The sequence below is a fragment of the Arthrobacter sp. B1805 genome (genome assembly GCF_002929745.1).
Taxonomy (GTDB): Bacteria; Actinomycetota; Actinomycetes; order Actinomycetales; family Micrococcaceae; genus Arthrobacter_D.
Genome location: NZ_PJIQ01000014.1, coordinates 1 through 21,324, shown reverse-complemented (window position 1 = coordinate 21,324; position 21,324 = coordinate 1). Strand labels below are relative to the sequence as shown.

Genomic DNA, 21,324 nt, shown 5'->3' with positions numbered 1-21,324 from the left:
CTAGCCTACGGCCCCTTCCATCTGCAGTTCGATCAGCCGGTTCAGCTCGAGCGCGTATTCCATCGGCAGTTCCCGTGCGATCGGCTCGATGAACCCACGCACGATCATGGCCATGGCCTCGTCCTCGGGAAGCCCGCGGGACATCAGGTAGAACAGCTGCTCCTCGCTGACGCGTGACACCGTCGCCTCATGCCCCATCGTGACGTCGTCCTCGCGGATGTCCACGTAGGGATACGTGTCCGAGCGGGAGATCGTGTCCACCAGGAGCGCGTCGCAGCGCACGGTGTTCGCGGAATGCTTGGCGCCCTCACGGACCTGGACGAGCCCGCGATAGGCGGCCCGCCCGCCACCGCGTGCCACGGACTTCGAGATGATCGAGGACTTCGTGTTCGGCGCGATGTGCACCATCTTCGATCCGGTGTCCTGGTGCTGTCCCTCGCCGGCGAAGGCGATGGAGAGCGTCTCGCCCTTCGCGTGCTCCCCCACCAGGTACACGGCCGGGTACTTCATGGTGACCTTCGAGCCGATGTTCCCGTCGATCCACTCCATGGTGGCGCCCTCGTGCGCGATGGCCCGCTTGGTCACGAGGTTGTACACGTTGTTCGACCAGTTCTGGATGGTGGTGTACCGGACGCGTGCGCCCTTCTTCACCACGATCTCGACGACGGCCGAGTGCAGGGAGTCCGATGTGTAGATCGGAGCGGTGCAGCCCTCGATGTAGTGCACGTAGGAGTCCTCGTCCGCGATGATCAGCGTGCGCTCGAACTGGCCCATGTTCTCGGTGTTGATCCGGAAGTAGGCCTGCAGGGGGATCTCGACGTGGACGCCCTTGGGGACGTACACGAAGGAGCCGCCGGACCACACTGCCGTGTTCAGCGACGCGAACTTGTTGTCGCCCACGGGAATGATCGTGCCGAAGTATTCCTTGAAGATCTCCGGGTGCTCGCGCAGCGCGGTATCGGTGTCGAGGAAGATGACTCCCTGGCGCTCGAGGTCCTCACGGAGCTGGTGGTAGACCACCTCGGACTCGTACTGGGCAGCGACGCCGGAGACGAGGCGGGCACGCTCGGCTTCGGGGATGCCCAGCTTCTCGTAGGTATTGCGGATGTCCTCGGGGAGGTCCTCCCACGTGTTCGCCTGCTTCTCCGTGGAACGCACGAAGTACTTGATGTTGTCGAAGTCGATGCCGGAGAGGTCGGCGCCCCAGGCGGGCATCGGCTTGCGGTCGAAGTACTTGAGACCCTTGAGGCGGAGGTCGAGCATCCACTCGGGCTCGTTCTTCTTGGCCGAGATGTCGCGGACGACCTCCTCGCTGAGCCCTCGTCGTGCGTTGTCGCTAGCCTCGTTCTTGTCGGCCCACCCGTACTGGTAGGTGCCGATGCCCTCGAGCTCGGGGTTCTTCTCGAGGATGTCATTGATCACCGACTCCGGCACTGCCGATGCAGCTGGCTTGCGGTCTACTTGATCCGTCATCACGGCCTTCCTTGCTGATGGATGGATAACGTTGCGGGGTTGCTGGGGGAAGCCGCATCCGCTGCCGCCTGATCGACGGCCGGCATGGATGCTTCCGGGCCGGCAGGAGCCGGAGCCGTCGTCGTCCGTCCCAGGGGTATGTGGGTTGTGCAGACATGACCGCCGCTGGCCAGGGTCGAGAGGCGGCGCACGTCGACGTCGAGCAGGCGGGCGAAGACGCCGGTCTCCTGCTCGCAGAATGCCGGGAACGCGGAGGCGAGTCCCTGGATAGGGCAGTGCCCCTGGCACAACTGGACGCTCAGCATCACGGGTCGGGAGACTCCTACTGTCCGGCTGCCGCCGCCCTGCGGAAGGCCCACCGTCTTGGTCGATCCGACGAAACCATCGGTCGTCAGCGCGCCGGCCAGCGCGTGGGCACGCGCCACGAGGTCGGGACCAGCAGCTTCGACAATAGGCCGGTAGCGCTCCTCCATGCCGGCGAAGCGTGTCCGTGCGAACTCCTCGATGGCCTCGGGTCCGGCCGCTTGCCCGAGCTGCGCCAGGGCGGCAGTCGCGATGTCGAGGTAGTCGTTGCCCATCTTGGTCTGGCCGCGTTGGCTGAGCACGTAGCGACGGGCCGGCCGACCGGCTCCGCTGGCCGAGCTCCGCACGCGCTTGACCTCGATCAGGCCGTCGGAGGACAGTGCATCGAGGTGACGGCGCATGGCGGCGGGGGTGAACCCCAGGCAATCGCCGAGTTCGGCGGCGCTGACCGGACCCCTCTCCAGCACGGCCGACAAAACTCGGTCACGAGTCCGCTCGTCCGGATCCGGCGAGACGATCTGGGCTGTCCGCTCGGACGGCGTGCCACCAGGGTTCGAGGTCGTGCGAGCCGACGCGGTGGGAGGGGAAACTGCCACCGACACGGCAGCGCGGGCTGATGCGGTCACGATCCATTCCTCCCGTAGGCGACAAAATACACAACATAATCATGACCTAATGTATTCCGCCCCACCACTTAGGTGAGGCTTCCATTCGGCCCCGCCGCCCTCCTACTACCTGACGTAGAATAGTGCCGTGCCGACAACTCCCTCCGCCCTCGTCATCGACGGCCTGATCAAGGACTTCGGTCCCGTCGGTTCCCTCGACGGCAGGATGGTACGCGTGCTCGATGGCGTGAGCCTCAGCGCCGCACACGGCGCCGTGACGGTGCTGCTGGGAGCGAACGGGGCCGGGAAGACGACGACGCTGGAGTGCGCCCAGGGTCTTCAGCGCGCCGACGGCGGCACGATCAGGCTGCTCGGTGAGGATCCCCACCGGGCGAGCCCGCACCTGCGTGCGCGCGTGGGCGTGATGCTGCAGGACGGCGGACTCCCACCCTCCGTACGGCCGCTCGCCCTGCTGCGCCACGTCGCGTCCATGTACAGCTCCCCCTTGCCCGTCGACGCGCTGGCCGAGCGCCTCGGGCTCGACGAGTTCGGCGCGGTCTCCATCCGTCGGCTGTCGGGCGGGCAGAAGCAGCGCCTGGCCCTCGCGTGTGCGCTCGTGGGAAGGCCGGAGGTCGTGTTCCTGGATGAGCCGAGCGCAGGGCTCGACCCCCAGTCCCGCACGATCGTGTTCGACCTCATCAACGAACTGCGCGCCGACGGCCTCGCCGTCATCCTCACCACCCATCTGCTCGACGATGCACAGAAGCTCGCCGACTACGTCTACATCATCGAGAGCGGCCGCACCGTGGCGGAGGGCACTGTCGCCGAACTGACGGCCGACACGGACACCGACGGAATGCGCGAGCTCCGTTTCGACACGGTACCGGGACTCATGCTCCCTGCGGACCTTCTCCCCCACCTGCACCAGCGTGAGCCGGAGCCCGGCCAGTACGTACTCCGCGGAGCGCTGACAGCCGACGACGTCGCGCAGCTGGCTACGTGGTGGGCCTCCCTCGGTGTCATGCCGACGGCCATCGCGATGGCGCCGCGGTCTCTGGAGGACGTCTTCCTCGACATCTCCGGACGGAGCATCCGATGAGTACGAGGGCAGGAGTGCCGTCACGCCCCGCTGCGCCCGGCGAAGCGCAGGGAATCATCGGCGGAAGCGCCGCTCCGCTGCCGACGCGCGTCCTGCGACACGGCGCCTACGAGGCGCTGGCGATGCTCCGCAACGGCGAGCAGCTCGTCCTGGCGATCGTCCTGCCGCTGCTCGCGCTCACCGGGCTCGTCCTCACTCCCCTGCTCGACGCATACGGATCGAGCCGCATAGACGTTGCCGCGCCGGGCGTCCTCGCGCTCTGCACCATGTCCACCGCTTTCACCGGCCAGGGCATCGCGACGGGCTTCGACCGCCGGTACGGTGTGCTGCGCTTCCTGTCGACGACACCACTGGGCCGCTCGGGCCTCATCCTGGGCAAGGCGGTCGCGGTCGCGGTCGTGCTGGCCGTCCAGCTCGTAGTGATCGGTGGCACCGCGGCCCTCATGGGGTGGTCGCCGCGGCCGGAGGGCATCCTGCCGGCCGCCCTGCTCCTGCTGATCGGTTCCGCCGCGTTCACCGCCCTCGGGCTCCTCGTGGCGGGCACCCTCCGTCCCGAGGCGACCCTCGCCGTCACCAACCTCGTCTGGATCCTGCTGGCTGCTGCGGGTGGCGTGATCATCCCCGCAGCCGCCCTGCCGGCGGCGGCCGAGCCCTTCGTCGCCGTGCTTCCCTCCGCCGCTCTGGGTGACGGGCTGCGGCACGCCTTGGCGGACGGCTTCCTCGACCCCATAGCGTGCCTCGTGCTTCTCGCCTGGGCCGCTCTCGCTAGCCTGGCGGCCATCCGCTGGTTCAAATGGAGCTGACCATGACCCTTCCCGCGCTCTCCCGCCTCAGGAACAACCTTCCCCGAACGACGACGCCGTTGGTGCGCAGACTGGCACTGGCCTCGCTCGTCTCGCAGATCGCGATCGTGGTCACCGGAGGGGCGGTACGCCTCACCGCTTCCGGTCTCGGCTGCCCCGAGTGGCCGCGCTGCACGCCCGACTCCCTCGTGACCACCCCGGAGATGGGGTTCCACGGCGTGATCGAATTCGGGAACCGGCTCCTGACCTTCGTGCTGGTCCTCATCGCCGTCGCCATGATCGTCTCGGTGATTGGCATGAGGCGCGAGCGCAAGGACCTGTTCCGGCTCTCCATCGGGCTTTTCCTCGGTATCCCCGCCCAGGCCGTCATCGGCGGGATCACGGTCTGGACGGGACTGAACCCGTGGGTCGTCGGTCTCCACTTCGTCGTCTCGATGGTCCTCGTCTCCCTGGCTACCGTCCTCGTGAACCGCGCGCGGCTCACCACCGAGCAGTACCGGGCCGACACGGGACCCGTGGGCTCACCCCTGATGCGGCAGCTGCTCGTCACATCAGCCGTGCTGACGTCGCTCGCTGTGCTGCTGGGCGTCGTCGTGACCGGGTCCGGGCCGCATGCCGGTGACCACGGAGCCGCCCGCAACGGCCTGGACTCCGACCTCGTGACCCGCGTGCACGCCCTCCCGGTGTATCTCCTGGTCGCCACGGTGGTCCTCGCTGTGGTGGTCGCCTACCGTTCCGAGGCGCACAGCACGCTGCGGAAGCCGGTCGTGATGCTCGCGGCCGTCGTCCTGGTACAGGGTGCCATCGGCTATACGCAACACTTCCTCCACCTGCCCATCGCGCTGGTGGCCCTTCACATGCTCGGCGCGTCCCTGCTCATGGCCGCGGCGGTCCATGCCCTGTACTCCGGCACGACGCGCAAACCCTTGCCGGGCAGCGCTGCGGACACCAGGCTGCCGCAGACCGTCTCCTAGGACTCGGCCTCTCCTAGGACCCGGCCAGCCACGCCGGAGTACCGTTCAGCACGCCAGGCCTCGGGAGTTGTCCTTCCGAGCACCGGGGGCCGGAGTTCCGACCCCCGGAAGGGAGCTCGCCCTGTCCTAGGCGGAATCGCTTCCATGTTTCGTCAAGCGATGGCCGGCCACTGCGGCGCGCACGTCGCCCTCTTCGTGGCCGTCCTTCTTCCCGAACGGCAGCATCTTCAGCAGCGGGTGCACGACGGCCATCACCACGAGGCCCCAGGCGGCGCCGAGGATCGCAGAGCACAGGGTGTTCACCAGCCAGGCCAGGGCACCGCCGACGACGGCGATGCCGGCGACGGGAGCTTCGAGGCTGTGGACGACGTCGTAGGGCAGGTGCCAGCCGAGGTCATAGGCCCCCTGGAGCATGATGTGGCCACCGACCCATAGCATGGCGATCGTTCCCACCAGGGTGATCGCCGCGAGCACGGACGGCATCCCCTTGACGAGGAGCGCTCCAAACCGCTGGGAGCCTGCAGAATCCTTGGTCGTCAGGTGCAGGCCGATGTCGTCCATCTTCACGATGAGCGCGACTGCGCCGTACACGAGCACGGTGATGGCGAGAGCTACGACGACGAGGATGAGCGCGCGGGCCCACAGGGACTCCGCCGCGACCTCGTTCATCGAGATCACCATGATCTCGCAGGACAGGATGAAGTCCGTCGTGATCGCACCCTTGGTGACCTTGGCCTCTGCCTCCGGGCCGCGTTCCACGGCCGGAGCCTTCTCCTCGTGCGCGGAGTGGCCGCGGAGCTTGTGCCACACCTTCTCTGCGCCCTCGTAGCAGAGGTAGGTCCCGCCCAGCATGAGGATGAAGGGAATGACACCGGGGATGAAAGCACTGATGAGCAGCAGAGCCGGCAGGATGATCACGAGCTTGTTCCGCAGCGAGCCCCAGAAGATCCGCTTGATCATCGGCAACTCGCGGGACGGATCGGCGCCTGACACGTACTGCGGAGTGACGGCGGCGTCGTCGATCACCACGCCGGCGGCCTTCGCCCCTGCTTTCGCCGCCCCGGCAGCGACGTCGTCGACCGAGGCGGCCGCTATGCGCGCCAGGGCAGCGACGTCGTCGAGCAGGGCGACGAGACCGCCGCTCACAGCCGGCCTCCGCACGGCTCGTGTGCGAACGGCTGACAGGGAAGGCCATGGGGGCGCGTGATCGGCATGCTCGAATTATACGGTCGGAGGACGCCTGCCGATGGGCAGCCTCAACCGATCACGGGTACACCGCGAGTCCCCGGGCAGCTGCTGCCCTAGGTCCGTGACGACGGCATCGCCGTCGGGCAGACCGTCCCGAGGGAGAGTGCGCGCCCGTCAGTCGTCGCCGAACTCCGACTCGAGGACGTCGAGGAGCCTGCCCAGTTCGCGGAGTTCCGAGCCCGGACTCGGCAGCAGGGGCGGGCGCGGATCGCCGGCCGCGACCCCGCAGGCCCGCGCCAGCAGGTGCAGCCCGCTGATCTTGCGCAGGCCGGCGACGTGGTCGACGAGGGGTGCGAGCACGTGGCGCACGCGGTCGACCTCGTGCTGGTCGCCGGCGACGACCGCTGACCGGAGGCGGGCGTAGTGCACCGGCAGGAGGGCGGCAGGGCCGCTGTGCCACGCGTCCGCGGCGATCTCGCCCGTCATCATGAGGAGGTCTCCGCTGACCCCGTGGCTGAGGACGCCGGGAACCAGCGCCGAGAGTGCGGCGTGCCGTGCGTTGAAGGTCGCGGCATCGGCGGCCGTGTCCTTGAACGCGACGACCTCCGGAAGGACCGACAGCTCGGCGACCACCTGGAGCGAATAGTCGAACTGCGTGGTCCCCGGGTTGTTGTAGAGACAGACCGGCAGATCGGTCGCTGCGCAGACAGCACGCACCTGCGTCTTCACCTCGTCGTCGGTGAGGGGGACGTAGGAGACCGGTGACAGGACCAGCCCGGAGGCCCCTGCCGCCTGGGCGTCGACGGCGGCGTCGAGAACCTCGCGGGTACCCACCGAGCTGATGCCGACGGCTACTGGAAGGCGCCCGCCGACTGCTTCGATGGCCGTCCGCGCCACTGCGGATCGTTCGGCCCGGTCGAGGTAGGCGAAGCTGCCCGACGAGCCGAGCACGGTGATGGCGTCGACTCCGGAGGTCGCCAGTCCTTCGACGAGACCGCTGAGGGCATCGTGCGAAATGCTCCCGTCCGCGGAGAAGGGCGTGACGGGGTACGCGATCAGTCCGGTGAAATCCATGAGTGCCAGCCTAGGGGCGAGCGAGCCGAATCGCTGCAGCGAACACCATTGCGCAGTCAGCCGGTCCGACCAGGGCGGATCAGGGCAGGAGCGCCGATCCGACGAAGGGATCGACGGCGAGACCGAGGAAGAGCACGGTCAGGTAGCTGATGGAGCCGTGGAAGACCTTCATGGCTGCCTTGTTGCTCAGTTCCCCCTGCTGCGCGAGCGAGTACAAGCGGTGCGACTCGCGGATGAACCACGCACCTCCGACGAGCGCCGCCACGGAGTAGACCCAGCCGGCTCCTGCTGGGATCAGCAGGAGCGAACAGGCGACCATCGCCCATGCGTAGAGGACGACCTGCACGGACACGACCCTGGCACCGGCGATCGCTCCGAGCATGGGGACGCTTGCCGCGTTGTAGTCGTCGCTGTACTTCATGGACAGCGGCCAGTAGTGCGGGGGCGTCCAGAGGAAGATGATCAGGAACAGGACGACCGCGGGCCACTCGACGGAATCGGTCACGGCGGCCCACGCGATCAGGACGGGCATGCAGCCGGCCGCTCCACCCCACACGATGTTCTGCGGCGTGCGGCGCTTGAGCACCAGGGTGTAGACGACCACATAGAGGAAGATCGCTGCGACACCGAGCATGCCGGCCAGCGGATTGGCCCCGAACCAGAGCACGGCGATCGCGACGACACCCAGGATCCACGAGAAGACGAGCGCCTCGCGGGGCGTGATCTCTCCCGTCACGAGCGGACGGTTCTCCGTGCGGTGCATCAGCTTGTCGATGTCGCGGTCGATGTAGCAGTTGAAGGCTCCTGCGCTACCGGCTGCGAGGGCTCCGCCGATCATGGTGGCGAGGATCAGACCGAGCGGAGGGAACCCGCCCTGGGCGAAGATCATGGTGGGAAGAGTGGTGACCAGGAGAAGCTCGATCACGCGAGGCTTCGTCAGCGCGAGGTAGGCCTTCGCTTTGCGGCCGAAACCCTCACGGGCCTGCGGGGAACGTGCCGGAGCAGGAGCCTGCTGGGTCTTCACAAGGCAACACTTTCGTTTCTTCCGGAGTTAAAGACACCCCCATCATACCCTTTTACGCTGTGTAGAAATTGGCGCGGTCGGGGTCCTGACGATCCTTGCCGAGGCGCCACCCGCGTGAGAGCGAAGCGGGGCCGCAGGGATGTCCTGCTCCCTCCGTCGCGCTACCGTCCATGCCGGTGCGCATCCGCGGACGCGTGGAGCGTCAACGCTGCGCCGGCAATCCGCCGCTCGGAGGGATAACCCGAGAAGCAGCTGCGTGACCACGAAAAGTGACGCACGACATTCTTCGACACCCACGCCGCAACTAAGGGCGGAAGGGATAGTGTGGATTCGAAAGCCCGCTGTGGAAGCATGCCCGGAATATGTCGTCCGGGTTCGTGCTGTCTCCGCTCGGCGCCGAACTTCGCAGGATTCAACGGTGAACGGCCAGCCTGACGGCGTGCCTGGAGGCACTTCCCCGTCAGCGACCGTTCCGCACAGAGAGGGGCCCGGAAACGTGCCACAGACGCAAGAGCAGGAACTGACCTGGACCGAGCTCGACCAGAAGGCGGTCGACACAGCCCGTATCCTCGCGGCGGACGCCGTGGAGAAGGTGGGCAACGGGCACCCGGGAACGGCGATGAGCCTGGCGCCGGCGGCCTATCTCCTGTTCCAGAAGCTGATGCGTCACGATCCGTCGGACCCCGAGTGGACCGGCCGCGACCGGTTCGTCCTCTCCCCCGGCCACACGTCGCTGACCCTCTACATCCAGCTCTACCTGTCCGGCTACGGGCTCGAGCTCGACGACCTCAAGGCGCTGCGCACGTGGGGATCGCTCACTCCGGGCCACCCGGAGTACCGCCACACCAAGGGCGTCGAGATCACCACGGGCCCGTTGGGCCAGGGTCTCGCGACCTCGGTCGGCTTCGCATACGGCCAGCGCCGCCAGCGCGGCATGTTCGACGCCGATGCACCCGCAGGCACCAGCCCCTTCGACCACACCATCTGGGTCATCGCCTCCGACGGCGACCTGCAGGAGGGAGTGACCGCCGAAGCGTCCTCCCTCGCGGGCCACCAGGAGCTCGGCAACCTCGTGGTGCTCTACGACGAGAACCACATCTCCATCGAGGACGACACCGACATCGCGTTCACGGAGGATGTCCTCAAGCGCTACGAGGCCTACGGCTGGCACACGCAGCGCGTCGACTGGACCAAGACCGGCGAGTACGTCGAGGACGTCGCCGAGCTGTACTCCGCCCTCGTGGCCGCAAAGAACGAGACCTCCAGGCCGAGCATCGTCTCGCTGCGCACCATCATCGGCTACCCTGCCCCGAACAAGCAGAACACGGGCAAGATCCACGGCTCGGCGCTGGGCAAGGACGAGTTGGTGGGCCTCAAGGAAGCCCTCGGCTTCGACCCCGAAAAGCACTTCGACGTCGACCCCCAGGTCCTCGAACACGCACGCGGCGTCGTCCAGCGTGGCGCTGAGGCTCACAGCGCGTGGCAGGAGGGCTTCGATTCCTGGAAGGCCGGCCACGCGGACGAGGCAGCCCTGCTCGAGCGCATCCAGGCACGGACGCTGCCCGAGGGCTGGGAGGCCAGCCTCCCGACGTTCGAGTCCGGCAAGGACATGTCCACCCGCGCGGCGTCCGGCAAGGTGCTGACAGCCATCGGACCCGTTCTTCCCGAACTCTGGGGAGGCAGCGCGGACCTCGCGGAGTCGAACAACACCACGATCGAGGGCTCGCCGTCGTTCATCCCCCCGAGCCGGCAGACGAAGGCCTGGTCCGGCAACGAGTACGGCCGTGTCCTGCACTTCGGTATCCGTGAGCACGCCGCCGCCGCGATCGTCAACGGCATCGTGATGCACAGCAGCACGCGGGCGTTCTCCGGCACGTTCCTGATCTTCAGCGACTACCAGCGTCCTGCCGTCCGTCTCGGTGCACTGATGGGCGTCCCGGCGATCTACGTCTGGACACACGACTCGATCGGCCTCGGCGAGGACGGCCCCACCCACCAGCCCGTCGAGCAGCTGTCCTCGCTGCGCACCATCCCGGGGCTCGACGTCGTCCGCCCCGGGGATGCGAACGAGGTCGCCATCGCCTGGCGAACGATCCTCGAGAACACCGAGAACCCGGCGGGCATCGTCCTGACGCGCCAGAACATCCCCACCTACGAGCGGGGCGAGGGCGCGGCCGAGGGAGACACCTTCGGGTCGGCCGAGGGGGTCGCCAAGGGCGGCTATGTCCTCGCGGAAGCGAAGAACGGCTCCCCCGACGTCATCCTGATCGGTACCGGGTCGGAGGTCCAGCTCGCCGTGGAGGCCCGCGACGCACTCGAAGCGCAGGGCATCTCCGCGCGCGTGGTGTCGATGCCGTGCCTCGAATGGTTCAACGCGCAGGACGTCTCCTACCGCGAGAGTGTCCTCCCGCGCACCGTCCGCGCCCGTGTCTCGGTCGAGGCCGGAGTCTCGCAGAGCTGGCACGGCATCGTGGGCGACGCCGGCCGTAGCGTCTCGCTCGAGCACTTCGGCGCCTCCGCCGACTACAAGACGCTCTACCGTGAGTTCGGCATCACGGCGGACGCCGTCGTCGCTGCAGCCAAGGACTCGCTCGAGGCCGTGGCCGCCGATCCGCTGGCGCCGAACGGCACCTCGGCGATGCCGTCCGGTCACCGCGCCACCGAGACCGGCGACCAGCAGTAAGTCAGCCCCATCCGTCAGACCCGTCCAGCACATATTTCCGCGGAAGCGGACAAGGAGCACACCATGACAACACCCACAGCTGACCTCTCGGCCGCCGGCGTATCCATCTGGCTCGACGATCTCTCCCGGGAGCGCATCAACTCGGGCGCCTTCAAGCACCTCATCGAGGACCTCAACGTCGTCGGCGTGACCACCAACCCGAGCATCTTCGCCGCAGCGCTGAAGAAGGGCGAGTCCTACGCCTCGCAGGTAGGCGCACTCGCCGAGGCCGGCGCCGACGTCGACCAGGCAGTCTTCGACATCACCACCCACGACGTCGCGCAGGCCTGCGACATCTTCGCCGAGGAGGCCAAGCGCACCAACGGTGCCGATGGCCGTGTCTCCATCGAGGTCGATCCCCGGCTGTCCCGCGACACCGCGGGAACGGTGGCCGAAGCCAAGCGCCTGCACGCCAAGGTGCAGCGCACCAACGTGCTGATCAAGATCCCGGCAACCGTCGAGGGTCTCGAGGCCATCTCGTCGACGCTCGCAGCGGGCATCAGCGTCAACGTGACGCTGATCTTCTCCCTCGAGCGCTACCGCGCCGTCATCAACGCCTTCATGGTGGGCCTGGAGCAGGCGAAGGAGAATGGGCACGACCTGGCCAGGATCCACTCCGTCGCCTCGTTCTTCGTCTCCCGCGTGGACGCAGAGATCGACGCCCGGCTCGACGCGATCGGGACCGATGAAGCGACGGCACTCAAGGGCAAGGCAGGCCTCGCCAACGCGCGTCTCGCCTACCAGGTCTTCCAGGAGCAGTTCTCCTCGGAGCGCTGGCAGGTCCTGAAGGCCGCGGGCGCAAACGCACAGCGACCCCTCTGGGCCTCCACGGGCGTCAAGGACCCCAACCTGCCGGACACCCTGTACGTCGCCGGTCTCGTCGCACCGGATGTCGTCAACACCATGCCCGAGAAGACGCTCGAAGCCATGGCGGACCACGGCGTCGTCGAGGGCGACACCATCACCGGCACGTACGACGAGTCCAACGACATCCTCAACAAGCTCGATGCCATCGGCATCTCCTACGACGAGGTCGTCGAGCAGCTCGAGACCGAGGGCCTGGACAAGTTCGTCACCAGCTGGTCGGAGCTCCTCGAGACCGTCCAGACCGCACTCGACGCTTCGAAGGGCTGATCCCGATGGGCTCATTCGCTCTCACCGCATCGGGGGCGGCGCTCGCCGCCGTCGATGCGGCCGTGCCCGCGCTCGTGAGTGACCGGTTCGCCTCACGACTCATGGCGAAGGACCCCACCCTCTGGGGCGCCGATGCCGAATCCGAGGCGTCGATCCGCCTGGGCTGGCTCGATCTGTTCGAAGGTTCGCGCGCCCTCCTGCCGGAGATCGCGGGCCTGCGGGCGGATCTCCAGGCCGAAGGCGTCGACCGCATCGTGCTGTGCGGCATGGGCGGGTCCTCGCTCGCGCCGGAGGTCATCACCAAGGAAGCGGGCGTCGAGCTCGTCGTGCTCGACGCCACCGACCCGGAGCAGGTCCGGACGGCCCTCGAGGAGGACCTCCAGCGCACTGCCATCGTCGTGTCGTCGAAGTCGGGTTCCACCGTGGAGACCGATTCGCAGCGCCGCCTCTTCGAACAGGCATTCAGCGACGCGGGCATCGACGCCGCCTCGCGCATCATCATCGTCACCGATCCGGGCTCTCCGCTCGACGAGGCTTCCCGGAAGGCCGGATACCGCAAGGTGTTCAACGCCAACCCCGAGGTGGGAGGCCGGTACTCGGCCCTGACGGCCTTCGGTCTCGTACCGTCCGGCCTCGCGGGCGCGGACATCGAGGCACTCCTGAACGACGCCGAGGACAGCGCCGAGTTCCTCGGTGACGACACGACCGACAACGTGGGACTGCAACTCGGCGCCGTCCTCGGCGGCACGACTCCGCTGCGGGACAAGATCGTGTTCGCCGACGCCGGCTCGGGCCTGCCCGGGTTCGCGGACTGGGCGGAGCAGCTCATCGCGGAATCGACCGGGAAGCTCGGCACCGGACTGCTTCCCGTCGTCGCCACCCTCGACGCGCCCGAGCTGGCTGACGTGGCGGACGACGTCCTGCCCGTGATCCTGGCTCCGTTCGACGAGGCGCCCAGCGACGAGGCCACCGAGGGTACGCGAGTCACCGTCAGTGGCACTCTGGGCAGCCAGCTGTTCGTCTGGGAGTACGCCGTCGCCGTCGCGGGACGCCTGCTGGGGATCAATCCGTTCGACCAGCCCGACGTCGAGGCAGCGAAGAAGGCCGCCCGCGGCCTGCTGGACGCACAGCCGGAACCGGTCCCTGCCGCTTTCGTCGACGGCGAACTGGAAGTGCGTGGCGACGCCGGCCTGCTCGGTTCGTCGAGCACAGTCGCGGAAGCCCTCGAAGCGCTCCTCGCAGCCCTGCCCGCCAACGGCTACCTGTCCGTGCAGGCCTACCTCGACCGTCACCATCAGGCGTCCCTCGAGGAGATCCGCTCACCGCTCGCTGCAGCCACCGGGCGCCCGGTGACCTTCGGCTGGGGACCGCGCTTCCTGCACTCCACCGGGCAGTACCACAAGGGCGGTTCCCCCATCGGTGTGTACCTCCAGCTGACTGGGGCAAGCAGCACCGACCTCGCCATCCCGGACCGGCCCTTCACGTTCGGGCAGCTCATCTCCGCCCAGGCCGCCGGTGATGCGCAGGTGCTCGCGGACCACGGACGCCCCGTTCTCCGCCTCCACCTCACGCACCGCGCTGCAGGAGTTGCGCAGCTCCATCACGTCATCTCCTCCCTTGCCGTGCGCGGCGAGGACCGGCACGAGAACGGGTAAGCATGCCAGAAAGCACCACGGCGAAAGCCGCGAACCCCCTGCGTGACTCGCGCGACAGGCGGCTGAGCCGGATCGCGGGACCATCGTCGCTCGTCCTGTTCGGTGTCACCGGGGATCTCGCCCGCAAGAAGCTCATGCCCGCCATCTACGACCTCGCCAATCGTGGGCTGCTGCCGCCGAGCTTCGGGCTCGTCGGTTTCGGCCGGCGTGACTGGACCGACGAGGAGTTCGTCGAACAGGTCAAGGACTCCGTCACGCGCCACGCGCGGACGCCGTTCAACGACACGGTGTGGGAGCAGCTCTCGGCGGGGATCCGATTCGTGAAGGGCAATTTCGACGACGACGAGGCATTCAAGAACCTCAAGGAGTGCATCGAGGAGCTGGACCAGAGCCGGGGCACGCGGGGCAACCACGCGTTCTACCTCTCCATCCCGCCCAACGCGTTCGAGTCGGTGTGCCAGAAGCTGTCCGAGCACGGGTTGGCTCAGCCCGACGCCGGCCAGTGGCGCCGTGTCGTCATCGAGAAGCCCTTCGGTCACGACCTCGAGTCCGCCCGTGAGCTCAACAGCATCGTCGAGGAGGTCTTCCCACCCGACGCCGTCTTCAGAATCGACCACTACCTGGGCAAGGAGACGGTCCAGAACATCCTGGCGCTGCGCTTCGCCAACCAGCTCTTCGAACCGCTCTGGAACGCCAACTACGTCGACCACGTCCAGATCACCATGGCCGAGGACATCGGCATCGGCAGCCGGGCGGGGTACTACGACGGCGTGGGGGCGGCCCGCGACGTCATCCAGAACCACCTGCTCCAGCTGCTCGCCCTGACGGCGATGGAGGAACCGATCTCGTTCGACGCCAACCACCTCCGGTCGGAGAAGGAGAAGGTCCTCGCGGCCGTCTCCCTGCCTGAGGACCTCGCGGGACGCTCCGCCAGGGGCCAGTACGAGGCCGGGTGGCAGGGCGGTGAGCGTGTGAACGGCTTCCTCGAGGAGGACGGCATACCGTCCGACTCGACCACCGAGAGCTTCGCGGCGCTCCGTCTGGACATCAACACGCGTCGGTGGGCCGGTGTTCCGTTCTACCTGCGGGCCGGCAAGCGGCTCGGGCGCAGGGTCACGGAGATCGCCGTCGTGTTCAAGCGTGCTCCCAACCTGCTGTTCCGTGATCACAACGAGGAGGACTTCGGGCAGAATGCCGTCGTCATCCGGGTGCAGCCCGATGAGGGCGTGACCATCCGGTTCGGCTCCAAGGTGCCCGGCACCCAGACCGAGGTCCGCGACGTGACGATGGACTTCGGCTACGGCCACTCCTTCACCGAGTCCAGCCCCGAGGCCTACGAACGACTCATCCTCGACGTCCTGCTCGGCGAGCCGCCGCTCTTCCCGCGACAGGAGGAAGTGGAGCTGTCCTGGAAGATCCTCGACCCGTTCGAGAAGTACTGGGAGTCGCTCGACGGACAGCCCGAGCCCTATGTGCCGGGTAGCTGGGGCCCTGCATCCGCTGACGAGCTGCTCGCAGCCGACGGACGAACCTGGAGAAGGCCATGATCGTGGAGCTGCCGGACACCACCACCTCGAAGGTGTCGAAGGAACTCATGACGATGCGCGAACGCGGTGGCGTCGTCGCACTGGGACGCGTGCTGACCCTGGTCGTCATCACGAAGTCCGGCTACGAGGAGGAGGCGATCGACGCAGCCAACGAGGCGAGCCGGGAACACCCCTGCCGGATCATCGTCCTCGCTGAAGGATCGGCCGATGAAGCGACGCGCCTCGACGGGCAGATCCGGGTCGGCGGTGACGCCGGCGCCTCGGAGGTAATCGTGCTCCGCGGATACGGCGAGCTCTCGGACGAGAACGAGTCCCTCGTGTCAGCCCTCCTCCTGCCGGATGCCCCGATCGTCGCGTGGTGGCCGCACGGCGTGCCCGAAGCCGCATCCCAGACCTCGATCGGCGGCATCGCCCATCGGAGGATCACCGATTCTGCCAATGAGGAGGACCCGACGGCGGCGCTGTTCAACATCAGCAGCACCTACACGGCCGGGGACACCGACCTGGCCTGGACGCGCCTGACCAACTGGCGGATACAGCTCGCAGCGGTCCTAGACCAGGCGGAAGGCAATCAGCAGATCACCGCGGTGACGGTCGAAGGCGCCTCCGACTCGCCCAGCACCGTGCTCCTGGCCGCCTGGCTGGCGAAATCGCTCGACGTCCCGGTGAACATCGTGGCCGGACCCGCGGGAACAGGCCTCAAGCGCGTGCTCCTGTCCGGGAGCGGTGGGGACATCGAACTGCACCGCCCGGGACACGACGTCGCGGAACTGCACCAACCGCACCAGCCGATCCAGCGCATCTCCCTTCCACGGCGCAGCCTGCGGGACTGCCTGGCGGAGGAGTTGAGGCGGCTGGATCCGGACGAGGTCTTCGGGGAAGTCATCACGGAGGGTCTCGCCCTAACCAACCTAAGGAGCGTGGAAAACGCGTGAGCGCTGAACCGAAAGTCAGCATCCATCCGTCCCAGACGTCCCTCGCGGCGGCGGTCGCCGCGCGACTGATCACACGGCTGGTCGACGTGCAGAGCGACCGCGGAACGGCGACGGTAGTCCTCACGGGCGGCTCGATCGGCACCGCGGCACTCCAGGCAGTGGTCGAGTCCCCGGCGCACACCGCCGTCGACTGGGCCAACGTGCATTTCTGGTGGGGCGACGAGCGCTTCCTGCGTGCGGAGGACGCGGACCGCAACGCCGTGCAGGCGCGTGCGGCTCTTCTGGACCGCATCGCCGTCGACCCGGTGAAGGTGCACGAGTTCGGCTCGAAGGATGAGTTCCCGGACGAGGACGCGGCTGCTGCCGACTACGCAGAGCAGCTGGCAGCGGCGGCCCGGGCGGAGCTCGCGGCGGATGGCGACACCGTCCAGCCCGATCCTCGCCTTCCCCGCTTCGATGTCCTCCTGCTGGGCGTCGGACCGGACGCGCACGTCGCGTCCCTCTTCCCGGAGATGGCGGGCATCCGGACGAAGGGGGTGACGACGGTGGGCGTCCCCGATGCGCCCAAGCCTCCGCCGCAGCGTATCTCCCTGACCCTCGAGGCGATCAATACCGCGCAGGAAGTATGGCTGTCCGTCAGTGGCAGTGACAAGGCAGGGGCCGTGGGGCTCGCCCTCGCCGGCGCGGGCCACGTGCAGGTGCCTGCCGCCGGCGCCCGCGGCATGAAGAAGACCCTGTGGCTGATCGACCAGGACGCCGCCCAGAAGCTGCCCGGACGCCTGATCGACCACCATGACGAGTCCTCGGACTCCTAGTTCCCGCCCGCGGTACACCGCACGACGACAAAGCCCCCGCTTCCGATGGAAGCGGGGGCTTTGTCATTGTGCGGGAGAGTTAGGCCTACGACTCACCGGCGAAGCGCTGGAGGAGACCCAGGGCGACGATGACGACGCCCCACGCGAGACCGAGGGCCACTGTGAAGCGGTTGAGGTTGCGCTCGGCTACGCCCGAAGAGCCCATGCTCGAAGTCATGCCGCCACCGAACATGTCCGACATGCCGCCACCACGGCCCTTGTGGAGCAGGATGAGCAGGGTCAGCAGCAGGCTGGTGATCCCGAGCAGGACAAGCAGGATGATACGAATGATTTCCACGGGGCCCTTTCAAGGCTCGATAGCCGCTCTGTGGAGCGGCCGGCGCACGAAACTAGTCTGTTACCAGATGCTGTTCGAACTTGACAATACTAGCAAACTCGGACACATCGAGGCTCGCACCGCCGACCAGGACCCCGTCCACGTCCCGCTCCCTCAGGATGCTCGCGGCGTTCGCGGCCTTCACCGAGCCGCCGTACAGCAGGCGTGCCGTCGAAGCGGTCGCGGAGTCGAACAGTTCTGCCAGCTCCGCGCGAATCGCCGCGCACATCTCCTGTGCGTCCTCGGGACCAGCCACTTCTCCCGTGCCGATGGCCCAGACGGGTTCGTAGGCGACAACGAGCGACGACGCCTGCTCGGCCGAGAGCCCCGCGACGCCCTGGCGCAGCTGCTCCAGCGTGTGCGGTACGTGCGAGCCGGCCTGCCGGACCTCGAGGCCTTCGCCGACGCAGAGGACGGGAACGAGTCGGTGCCGGTACGCGGCGTGCACCTTGCGGTTGAGCAGCTCGTCCGACTCGTGGTGGATGGTGCGGCGCTCCGAGTGGCCGACCAGCACGTAGGTGCAGTCGAGCTTCGCGAGGAACTGGCCGGAAATGTCTCCGGTGTAGGCTCCGGAGTCCTCCGGAGAGAGGTCCTGGCCCCCGTAGACGAGTTCCAGGTTGTCACCCTTCACGAGGGTCTGGACGCCCCGCAGATCGGTGAAGGGGGGAAAGACGGACACCTCGACGCGTGAGAAGTCGTGGCCGGCGTCATCCAGGGTCCAGGCCAGCTTCTGCAGGAACGTGATGCCCTGCATGTGGTCCAGGTTCATCTTCCAGTTGCCCGCGATCAGCGGACGGCGGTCGAAAGCGCCATTTGTCGAGGTGGTCATCGTCGTACTCCATCTGTTCGTTCCATGACGGCGGGATCCGCACGGCCTGGGCCATGGGATCCCGCCACTCCTGCGCCCGGTGCCGGGCGGCTGGTCCTACCGGTGCTGCACCTGCCCGGCTCGAGACCGGGCCCGGCCATCGACCGCCTGCTAGTCGCGAGCCAATGCGGTCAGGCCCGGCAGCTCCTTGCCCTCGAGATATTCGAGGCTCGCCCCGCCTCCGGTCGAGATGTGCCCGAAACGGTCGTCGGCGAAACCGAGGCCGCGCACGGCAGCAGCGGAGTCGCCCCCACCTACCACGGTGAGCGCACCGTTGGCCTGCGCGTCGACGAGTGCCTGGGTCACCGCCCGAGTACCACTTGCGAAGGCCTCGAACTCGAAGACCCCCATCGGGCCGTTCCAGAAGACGGTCTTCGCTTCGGCGATGTTGGCGGCGAAATCCTCGCCCGTCGCCGGCCCGATGTCGAGCCCGATGCCGGAGGCACCGTAGGTGCCCGACTCCATGGCGTCGGCCGCGACCACGCTGTGACCGGCATCGGCGGCGAACCTCTCGGCCACGACGATGTCCGTCGGCAGCACGAACTGGGTACCGTCCCGTGCCCCCCTCTCGAGATACCCGCGGACGGTGTCGATCTGGTCCTTCTCGAGCAGGCTCGCGCCCACCGCGTAACCCTGGGCCGCGAGGAACGTGAACACCATCCCACCGCCCACCAGGATCCGATCGGCCGTGCCGATCAGGTTCTCGATGACGGCGAGTTTGTCGGACACCTTCGAACCCCCGAGAACGACGACGAAGGGCCGCTGCGGGTCCTTCGTCAGCTTCTCGAGCACCACGAGTTCAGCCCTGACCAGGTCTCCCTGATAGGACGGCAGCAGTGCAGCGACGTCGTACACGCTGGCGTGCTTCCGGTGGACAGCGCCGAAGGCGTCGTCCACGTAGGCGCCGTCGTCGCCCGCCAGCGCAGCGAGCTCCGCCGCGAATGCCTTGCGCTCGGCGTCGTCCTTGCTGGTCTCGCGCGCGTCGAAGCGCACGTTCTCGAGCACCAGCACCTCACCGTCGCCGAGTGCCGCCGCAGCGCTGCGGGCTCCCTCCCCCGTGGTGTCCGGCGCGAGGGTCACCGGGAAGTCGGCGAGCCCGCGAAGCGCATCGACCGCCGGCTTCAGAGAGTACTTCTCCTCGGGCGCACCCTTGGGGCGTCCGAGGTGCGCCATGACGATGACGGCGGCTCCTGCCTCGCTCAGCTTGCGCAGAACGGGCAGCGAAGCCCGCACGCGACCGTCGTCCGTGACCCTCAGCCCCGGGACCTCGCCCTCCAGGGGCACGTTGAGGTCCGAGCGGACGAGGACACGACGTCCCCGTACCCCTTCGGCGAGGAGATCGTCGAGTGATGCGTAAGCCACGTGCGGTCCGCCTAGGAGAGCTTGGCGGCGACGATTTCGGTCAGGTCGACCAGGCGGTTGGAGTAGCCCCACTCGTTGTCGTACCACCCCACCACCTTGACCTGGTTGCCCAGGACCTTGGTCAGGCCGGAGTCGAAGATGCACGACGACGGGTCGGTGACGATGTCCGACGAGACGATGGGGGCATCGGTGTAGGAGAGGTAGCCCTTGAGGGAGCCGTCCGCTGCCGCCGCCGCGTACGCAGCGTTGATCTCGTCGACCGTCGCCTCGCGGTTGAGGGTGACCGTCAGGTCGGTTGCGGAGCCGGTGGGGACCGGAACGCGGATGGCGTAGCCGTCGAGCTTGCCCTTGAGTTCCGGCAGGACGAGGCCGATCGCCTTGGCCGCACCGGTGGAGGTGGGAACCATGTTGATCGCTGCTGCGCGGGCGCGGCGGAGGTCCTTGTGGGGGCCGTCCTGCAGGTTCTGGTCCGCCGTGTACGCGTGGATCGTCGTCATCAGGCCGCGCTCGATGCCGAATGCATCGTTCAGCACCTTGGCGAGGGGGCCCAGGCAGTTGGTGGTGCAGGAGGCGTTCGAGATGATGTGGTGGTTCTCGGGGTCATAGTCTCCGTCGTTGACGCCCAGGACCACGGTGATGTCCTCGTCCGATGCCGGTGCGGAGATCAGGACCTTCTTGGCGCCCGCATCGATGTGCTTCTGCGCATCGGCCGCCTTCGTGAAGAAACCGGTCGATTCGATGACGATGTCGACACCGAGGTCGGCCCAAGGGAGGTTGGCGGGATCGCGCTCGGCCAGCACCTTGACGCGCTTGCCGCCGACCACGAGGTCACCGCCGTCCACCTCGACGGAGGCCTTCAGGCGACCGGTGACGGAGTCGTACTTCAGCAGGTGGGCAAGGGCCTCGGGGCTCGTCAGGTCGTTGACGGCAACGATCTCGAGGTCGGCACCCTGCTCGAGGGCCGCGCGGAAGTAATTGCGGCCGATGCGGCCGAAGCCATTGATTCCAACACGAGTAGTCACTGGTTTCCATCTCCTTCATAGGTGGTGCCGCCGGCCGACCCTTCTCGGGTGGCGCCGGCGACGAATAAATCTGGTACCGGGCACACCTTCGTGCCGAAGTCAATCGGGGTCCTGCTGGCTCCCTGTGGAGCGGTGTCCTCGTCGGAGCCGTGCGGGGACGCGTCCCTGCACGGCTCCAACCTTACTCAGCGCGGCGTTCCCGCACCCACTCATGACGCGGATTGCCGTGAATGGACGGGCATGGTGCCGTTGCCTGAAGGTGTTGCTGTCCGGGGTCAGAGGCCGGGGGTGATGAGGACGGACGCGCCGGTCCGGGCCGCCTGGAAGCGGGTCTGGACGTCGGCC

Annotated in this window: 18 protein-coding genes; 9 read left to right on the top strand and 9 right to left on the bottom strand. The window is 67.7% G+C overall.

The window, feature by feature from the left end; all coding sequences use genetic code 11:
• Positions 1-1,473, bottom strand: a complete 1,473-nt coding sequence (gene sufB / locus CXQ96_RS14255; protein WP_104118685.1) for a Fe-S cluster assembly protein SufB — start codon at positions 1,471-1,473, stop codon at positions 1-3.
• Positions 1,473-2,294, bottom strand: a complete 822-nt coding sequence (locus CXQ96_RS14250) for a metalloregulator ArsR/SmtB family transcription factor (RefSeq protein ID WP_104118751.1) — start codon at positions 2,292-2,294, stop codon at positions 1,473-1,475. The genes sufB and CXQ96_RS14250 overlap by 1 nt, the downstream gene beginning before the upstream one ends.
• A 235-nt stretch (positions 2,295-2,529) precedes the next feature.
• Here CXQ96_RS14250 and CXQ96_RS14245 point away from each other — a divergent pair, with 235 nt between their 5' ends.
• From CXQ96_RS14245 to CXQ96_RS14235, 3 genes are read left to right on the top strand one after another with little or no spacing between them, the layout of a single operon-like run.
• Positions 2,530-3,480 carry an ABC transporter ATP-binding protein gene (locus CXQ96_RS14245; RefSeq protein WP_258059136.1) on the top strand — a complete coding sequence of 317 codons (951 nt, stop codon included), beginning with the start codon at positions 2,530-2,532 and terminating at the stop codon, positions 3,478-3,480.
• Complete coding sequence (locus CXQ96_RS14240) at positions 3,477-4,283, top strand: ABC transporter permease (protein ID WP_104118684.1); 807 nt, start codon at positions 3,477-3,479, stop codon at positions 4,281-4,283. The genes CXQ96_RS14245 and CXQ96_RS14240 overlap by 4 nt, the downstream gene beginning before the upstream one ends.
• 2 nt (positions 4,284-4,285) lie before the next feature.
• Positions 4,286-5,257: a heme A synthase gene (locus tag CXQ96_RS14235; protein WP_104118683.1), complete on the top strand. Its 972-nt coding sequence runs from the start codon at positions 4,286-4,288 to the stop codon at positions 5,255-5,257.
• Between the two features lie 126 nt (positions 5,258-5,383).
• Here the strand turns inward: CXQ96_RS14235 and CXQ96_RS14230 are convergent, their stop codons facing one another.
• From CXQ96_RS14230 to CXQ96_RS14220, 3 genes are all read right to left on the bottom strand, one after another.
• A complete protein-coding gene (locus CXQ96_RS14230) occupies positions 5,384-6,403 on the bottom strand; it encodes a DUF808 domain-containing protein (RefSeq protein WP_104118682.1) in 1,020 nt (339 codons plus the stop codon).
• A gap of 216 nt (positions 6,404-6,619) precedes the next feature.
• Positions 6,620-7,519: a dihydrodipicolinate synthase family protein gene (locus tag CXQ96_RS14225; protein WP_104118681.1), complete on the bottom strand. Its 900-nt coding sequence runs from the start codon at positions 7,517-7,519 to the stop codon at positions 6,620-6,622.
• A 79-nt stretch (positions 7,520-7,598) separates the two neighbouring features.
• Complete coding sequence (locus tag CXQ96_RS14220) at positions 7,599-8,543, bottom strand: heme o synthase (protein ID WP_104118680.1); 945 nt, start codon at positions 8,541-8,543, stop codon at positions 7,599-7,601.
• 496 nt (positions 8,544-9,039) lie between these two features.
• Here CXQ96_RS14220 and tkt point away from each other — a divergent pair, with 496 nt between their 5' ends.
• The 6 genes from tkt (at position 9,040) to pgl (ending at position 17,351) form a co-directional block, all read left to right on the top strand.
• On the top strand, positions 9,040-11,226 hold the full coding sequence (gene tkt, locus CXQ96_RS14215; RefSeq protein WP_104118679.1) for a transketolase: 2,187 nt from the start codon (positions 9,040-9,042) through the stop codon (positions 11,224-11,226).
• 63 nt (positions 11,227-11,289) lie between these two features.
• Positions 11,290-12,399 carry a transaldolase gene (tal, locus tag CXQ96_RS14210; protein WP_104118678.1) on the top strand — a complete coding sequence of 370 codons (1,110 nt, stop codon included), beginning with the start codon at positions 11,290-11,292 and terminating at the stop codon, positions 12,397-12,399.
• A gap of 5 nt (positions 12,400-12,404) precedes the next feature.
• Positions 12,405-14,054 carry a glucose-6-phosphate isomerase gene (locus CXQ96_RS14205; RefSeq protein WP_104118677.1) on the top strand — a complete coding sequence of 550 codons (1,650 nt, stop codon included), beginning with the start codon at positions 12,405-12,407 and terminating at the stop codon, positions 14,052-14,054.
• A 2-nt stretch (positions 14,055-14,056) separates the two neighbouring features.
• Positions 14,057-15,601 carry a glucose-6-phosphate dehydrogenase gene (zwf, locus tag CXQ96_RS14200; RefSeq protein ID WP_104118676.1) on the top strand — a complete coding sequence of 515 codons (1,545 nt, stop codon included), beginning with the start codon at positions 14,057-14,059 and terminating at the stop codon, positions 15,599-15,601.
• A complete protein-coding gene (locus tag CXQ96_RS14195) occupies positions 15,598-16,536 on the top strand; it encodes a glucose-6-phosphate dehydrogenase assembly protein OpcA (RefSeq protein ID WP_104118675.1) in 939 nt (312 codons plus the stop codon). Before zwf ends, CXQ96_RS14195 begins: the two co-directional genes overlap by 4 nt.
• Positions 16,533-17,351, top strand: a complete 819-nt coding sequence (gene pgl / locus CXQ96_RS14190; protein ID WP_104118674.1) for a 6-phosphogluconolactonase — start codon at positions 16,533-16,535, stop codon at positions 17,349-17,351. The genes CXQ96_RS14195 and pgl overlap by 4 nt, the downstream gene beginning before the upstream one ends.
• Positions 17,352-17,436: 85 nt before the next feature.
• On the opposite strand, the gene secG is transcribed toward pgl, so the two are convergent.
• The 4 genes from secG to gap form a co-directional block, all read right to left on the bottom strand.
• On the bottom strand, positions 17,437-17,688 hold the full coding sequence (gene secG / locus CXQ96_RS14185) for a preprotein translocase subunit SecG (protein ID WP_104118673.1): 252 nt from the start codon (positions 17,686-17,688) through the stop codon (positions 17,437-17,439).
• Positions 17,689-17,740: 52 nt separating this feature from the next.
• On the bottom strand, positions 17,741-18,556 hold the full coding sequence (tpiA, locus tag CXQ96_RS14180) for a triose-phosphate isomerase (protein WP_104118672.1): 816 nt from the start codon (positions 18,554-18,556) through the stop codon (positions 17,741-17,743).
• Between the two features lie 150 nt (positions 18,557-18,706).
• The gene (gene pgk, locus CXQ96_RS14175; RefSeq protein ID WP_104118671.1) at positions 18,707-19,957 is read right to left on the bottom strand and encodes a phosphoglycerate kinase; all 1,251 of its coding nucleotides are present in this window, start codon (positions 19,955-19,957) and stop codon (positions 18,707-18,709) included.
• 11 nt (positions 19,958-19,968) lie between these two features.
• Positions 19,969-20,979, bottom strand: coding sequence for a type I glyceraldehyde-3-phosphate dehydrogenase (gap, locus tag CXQ96_RS14170; protein WP_104118670.1), 1,011 nt, complete (start codon positions 20,977-20,979; stop codon positions 19,969-19,971).
• Positions 20,980-21,324: the final 345 nt, after the last annotated feature.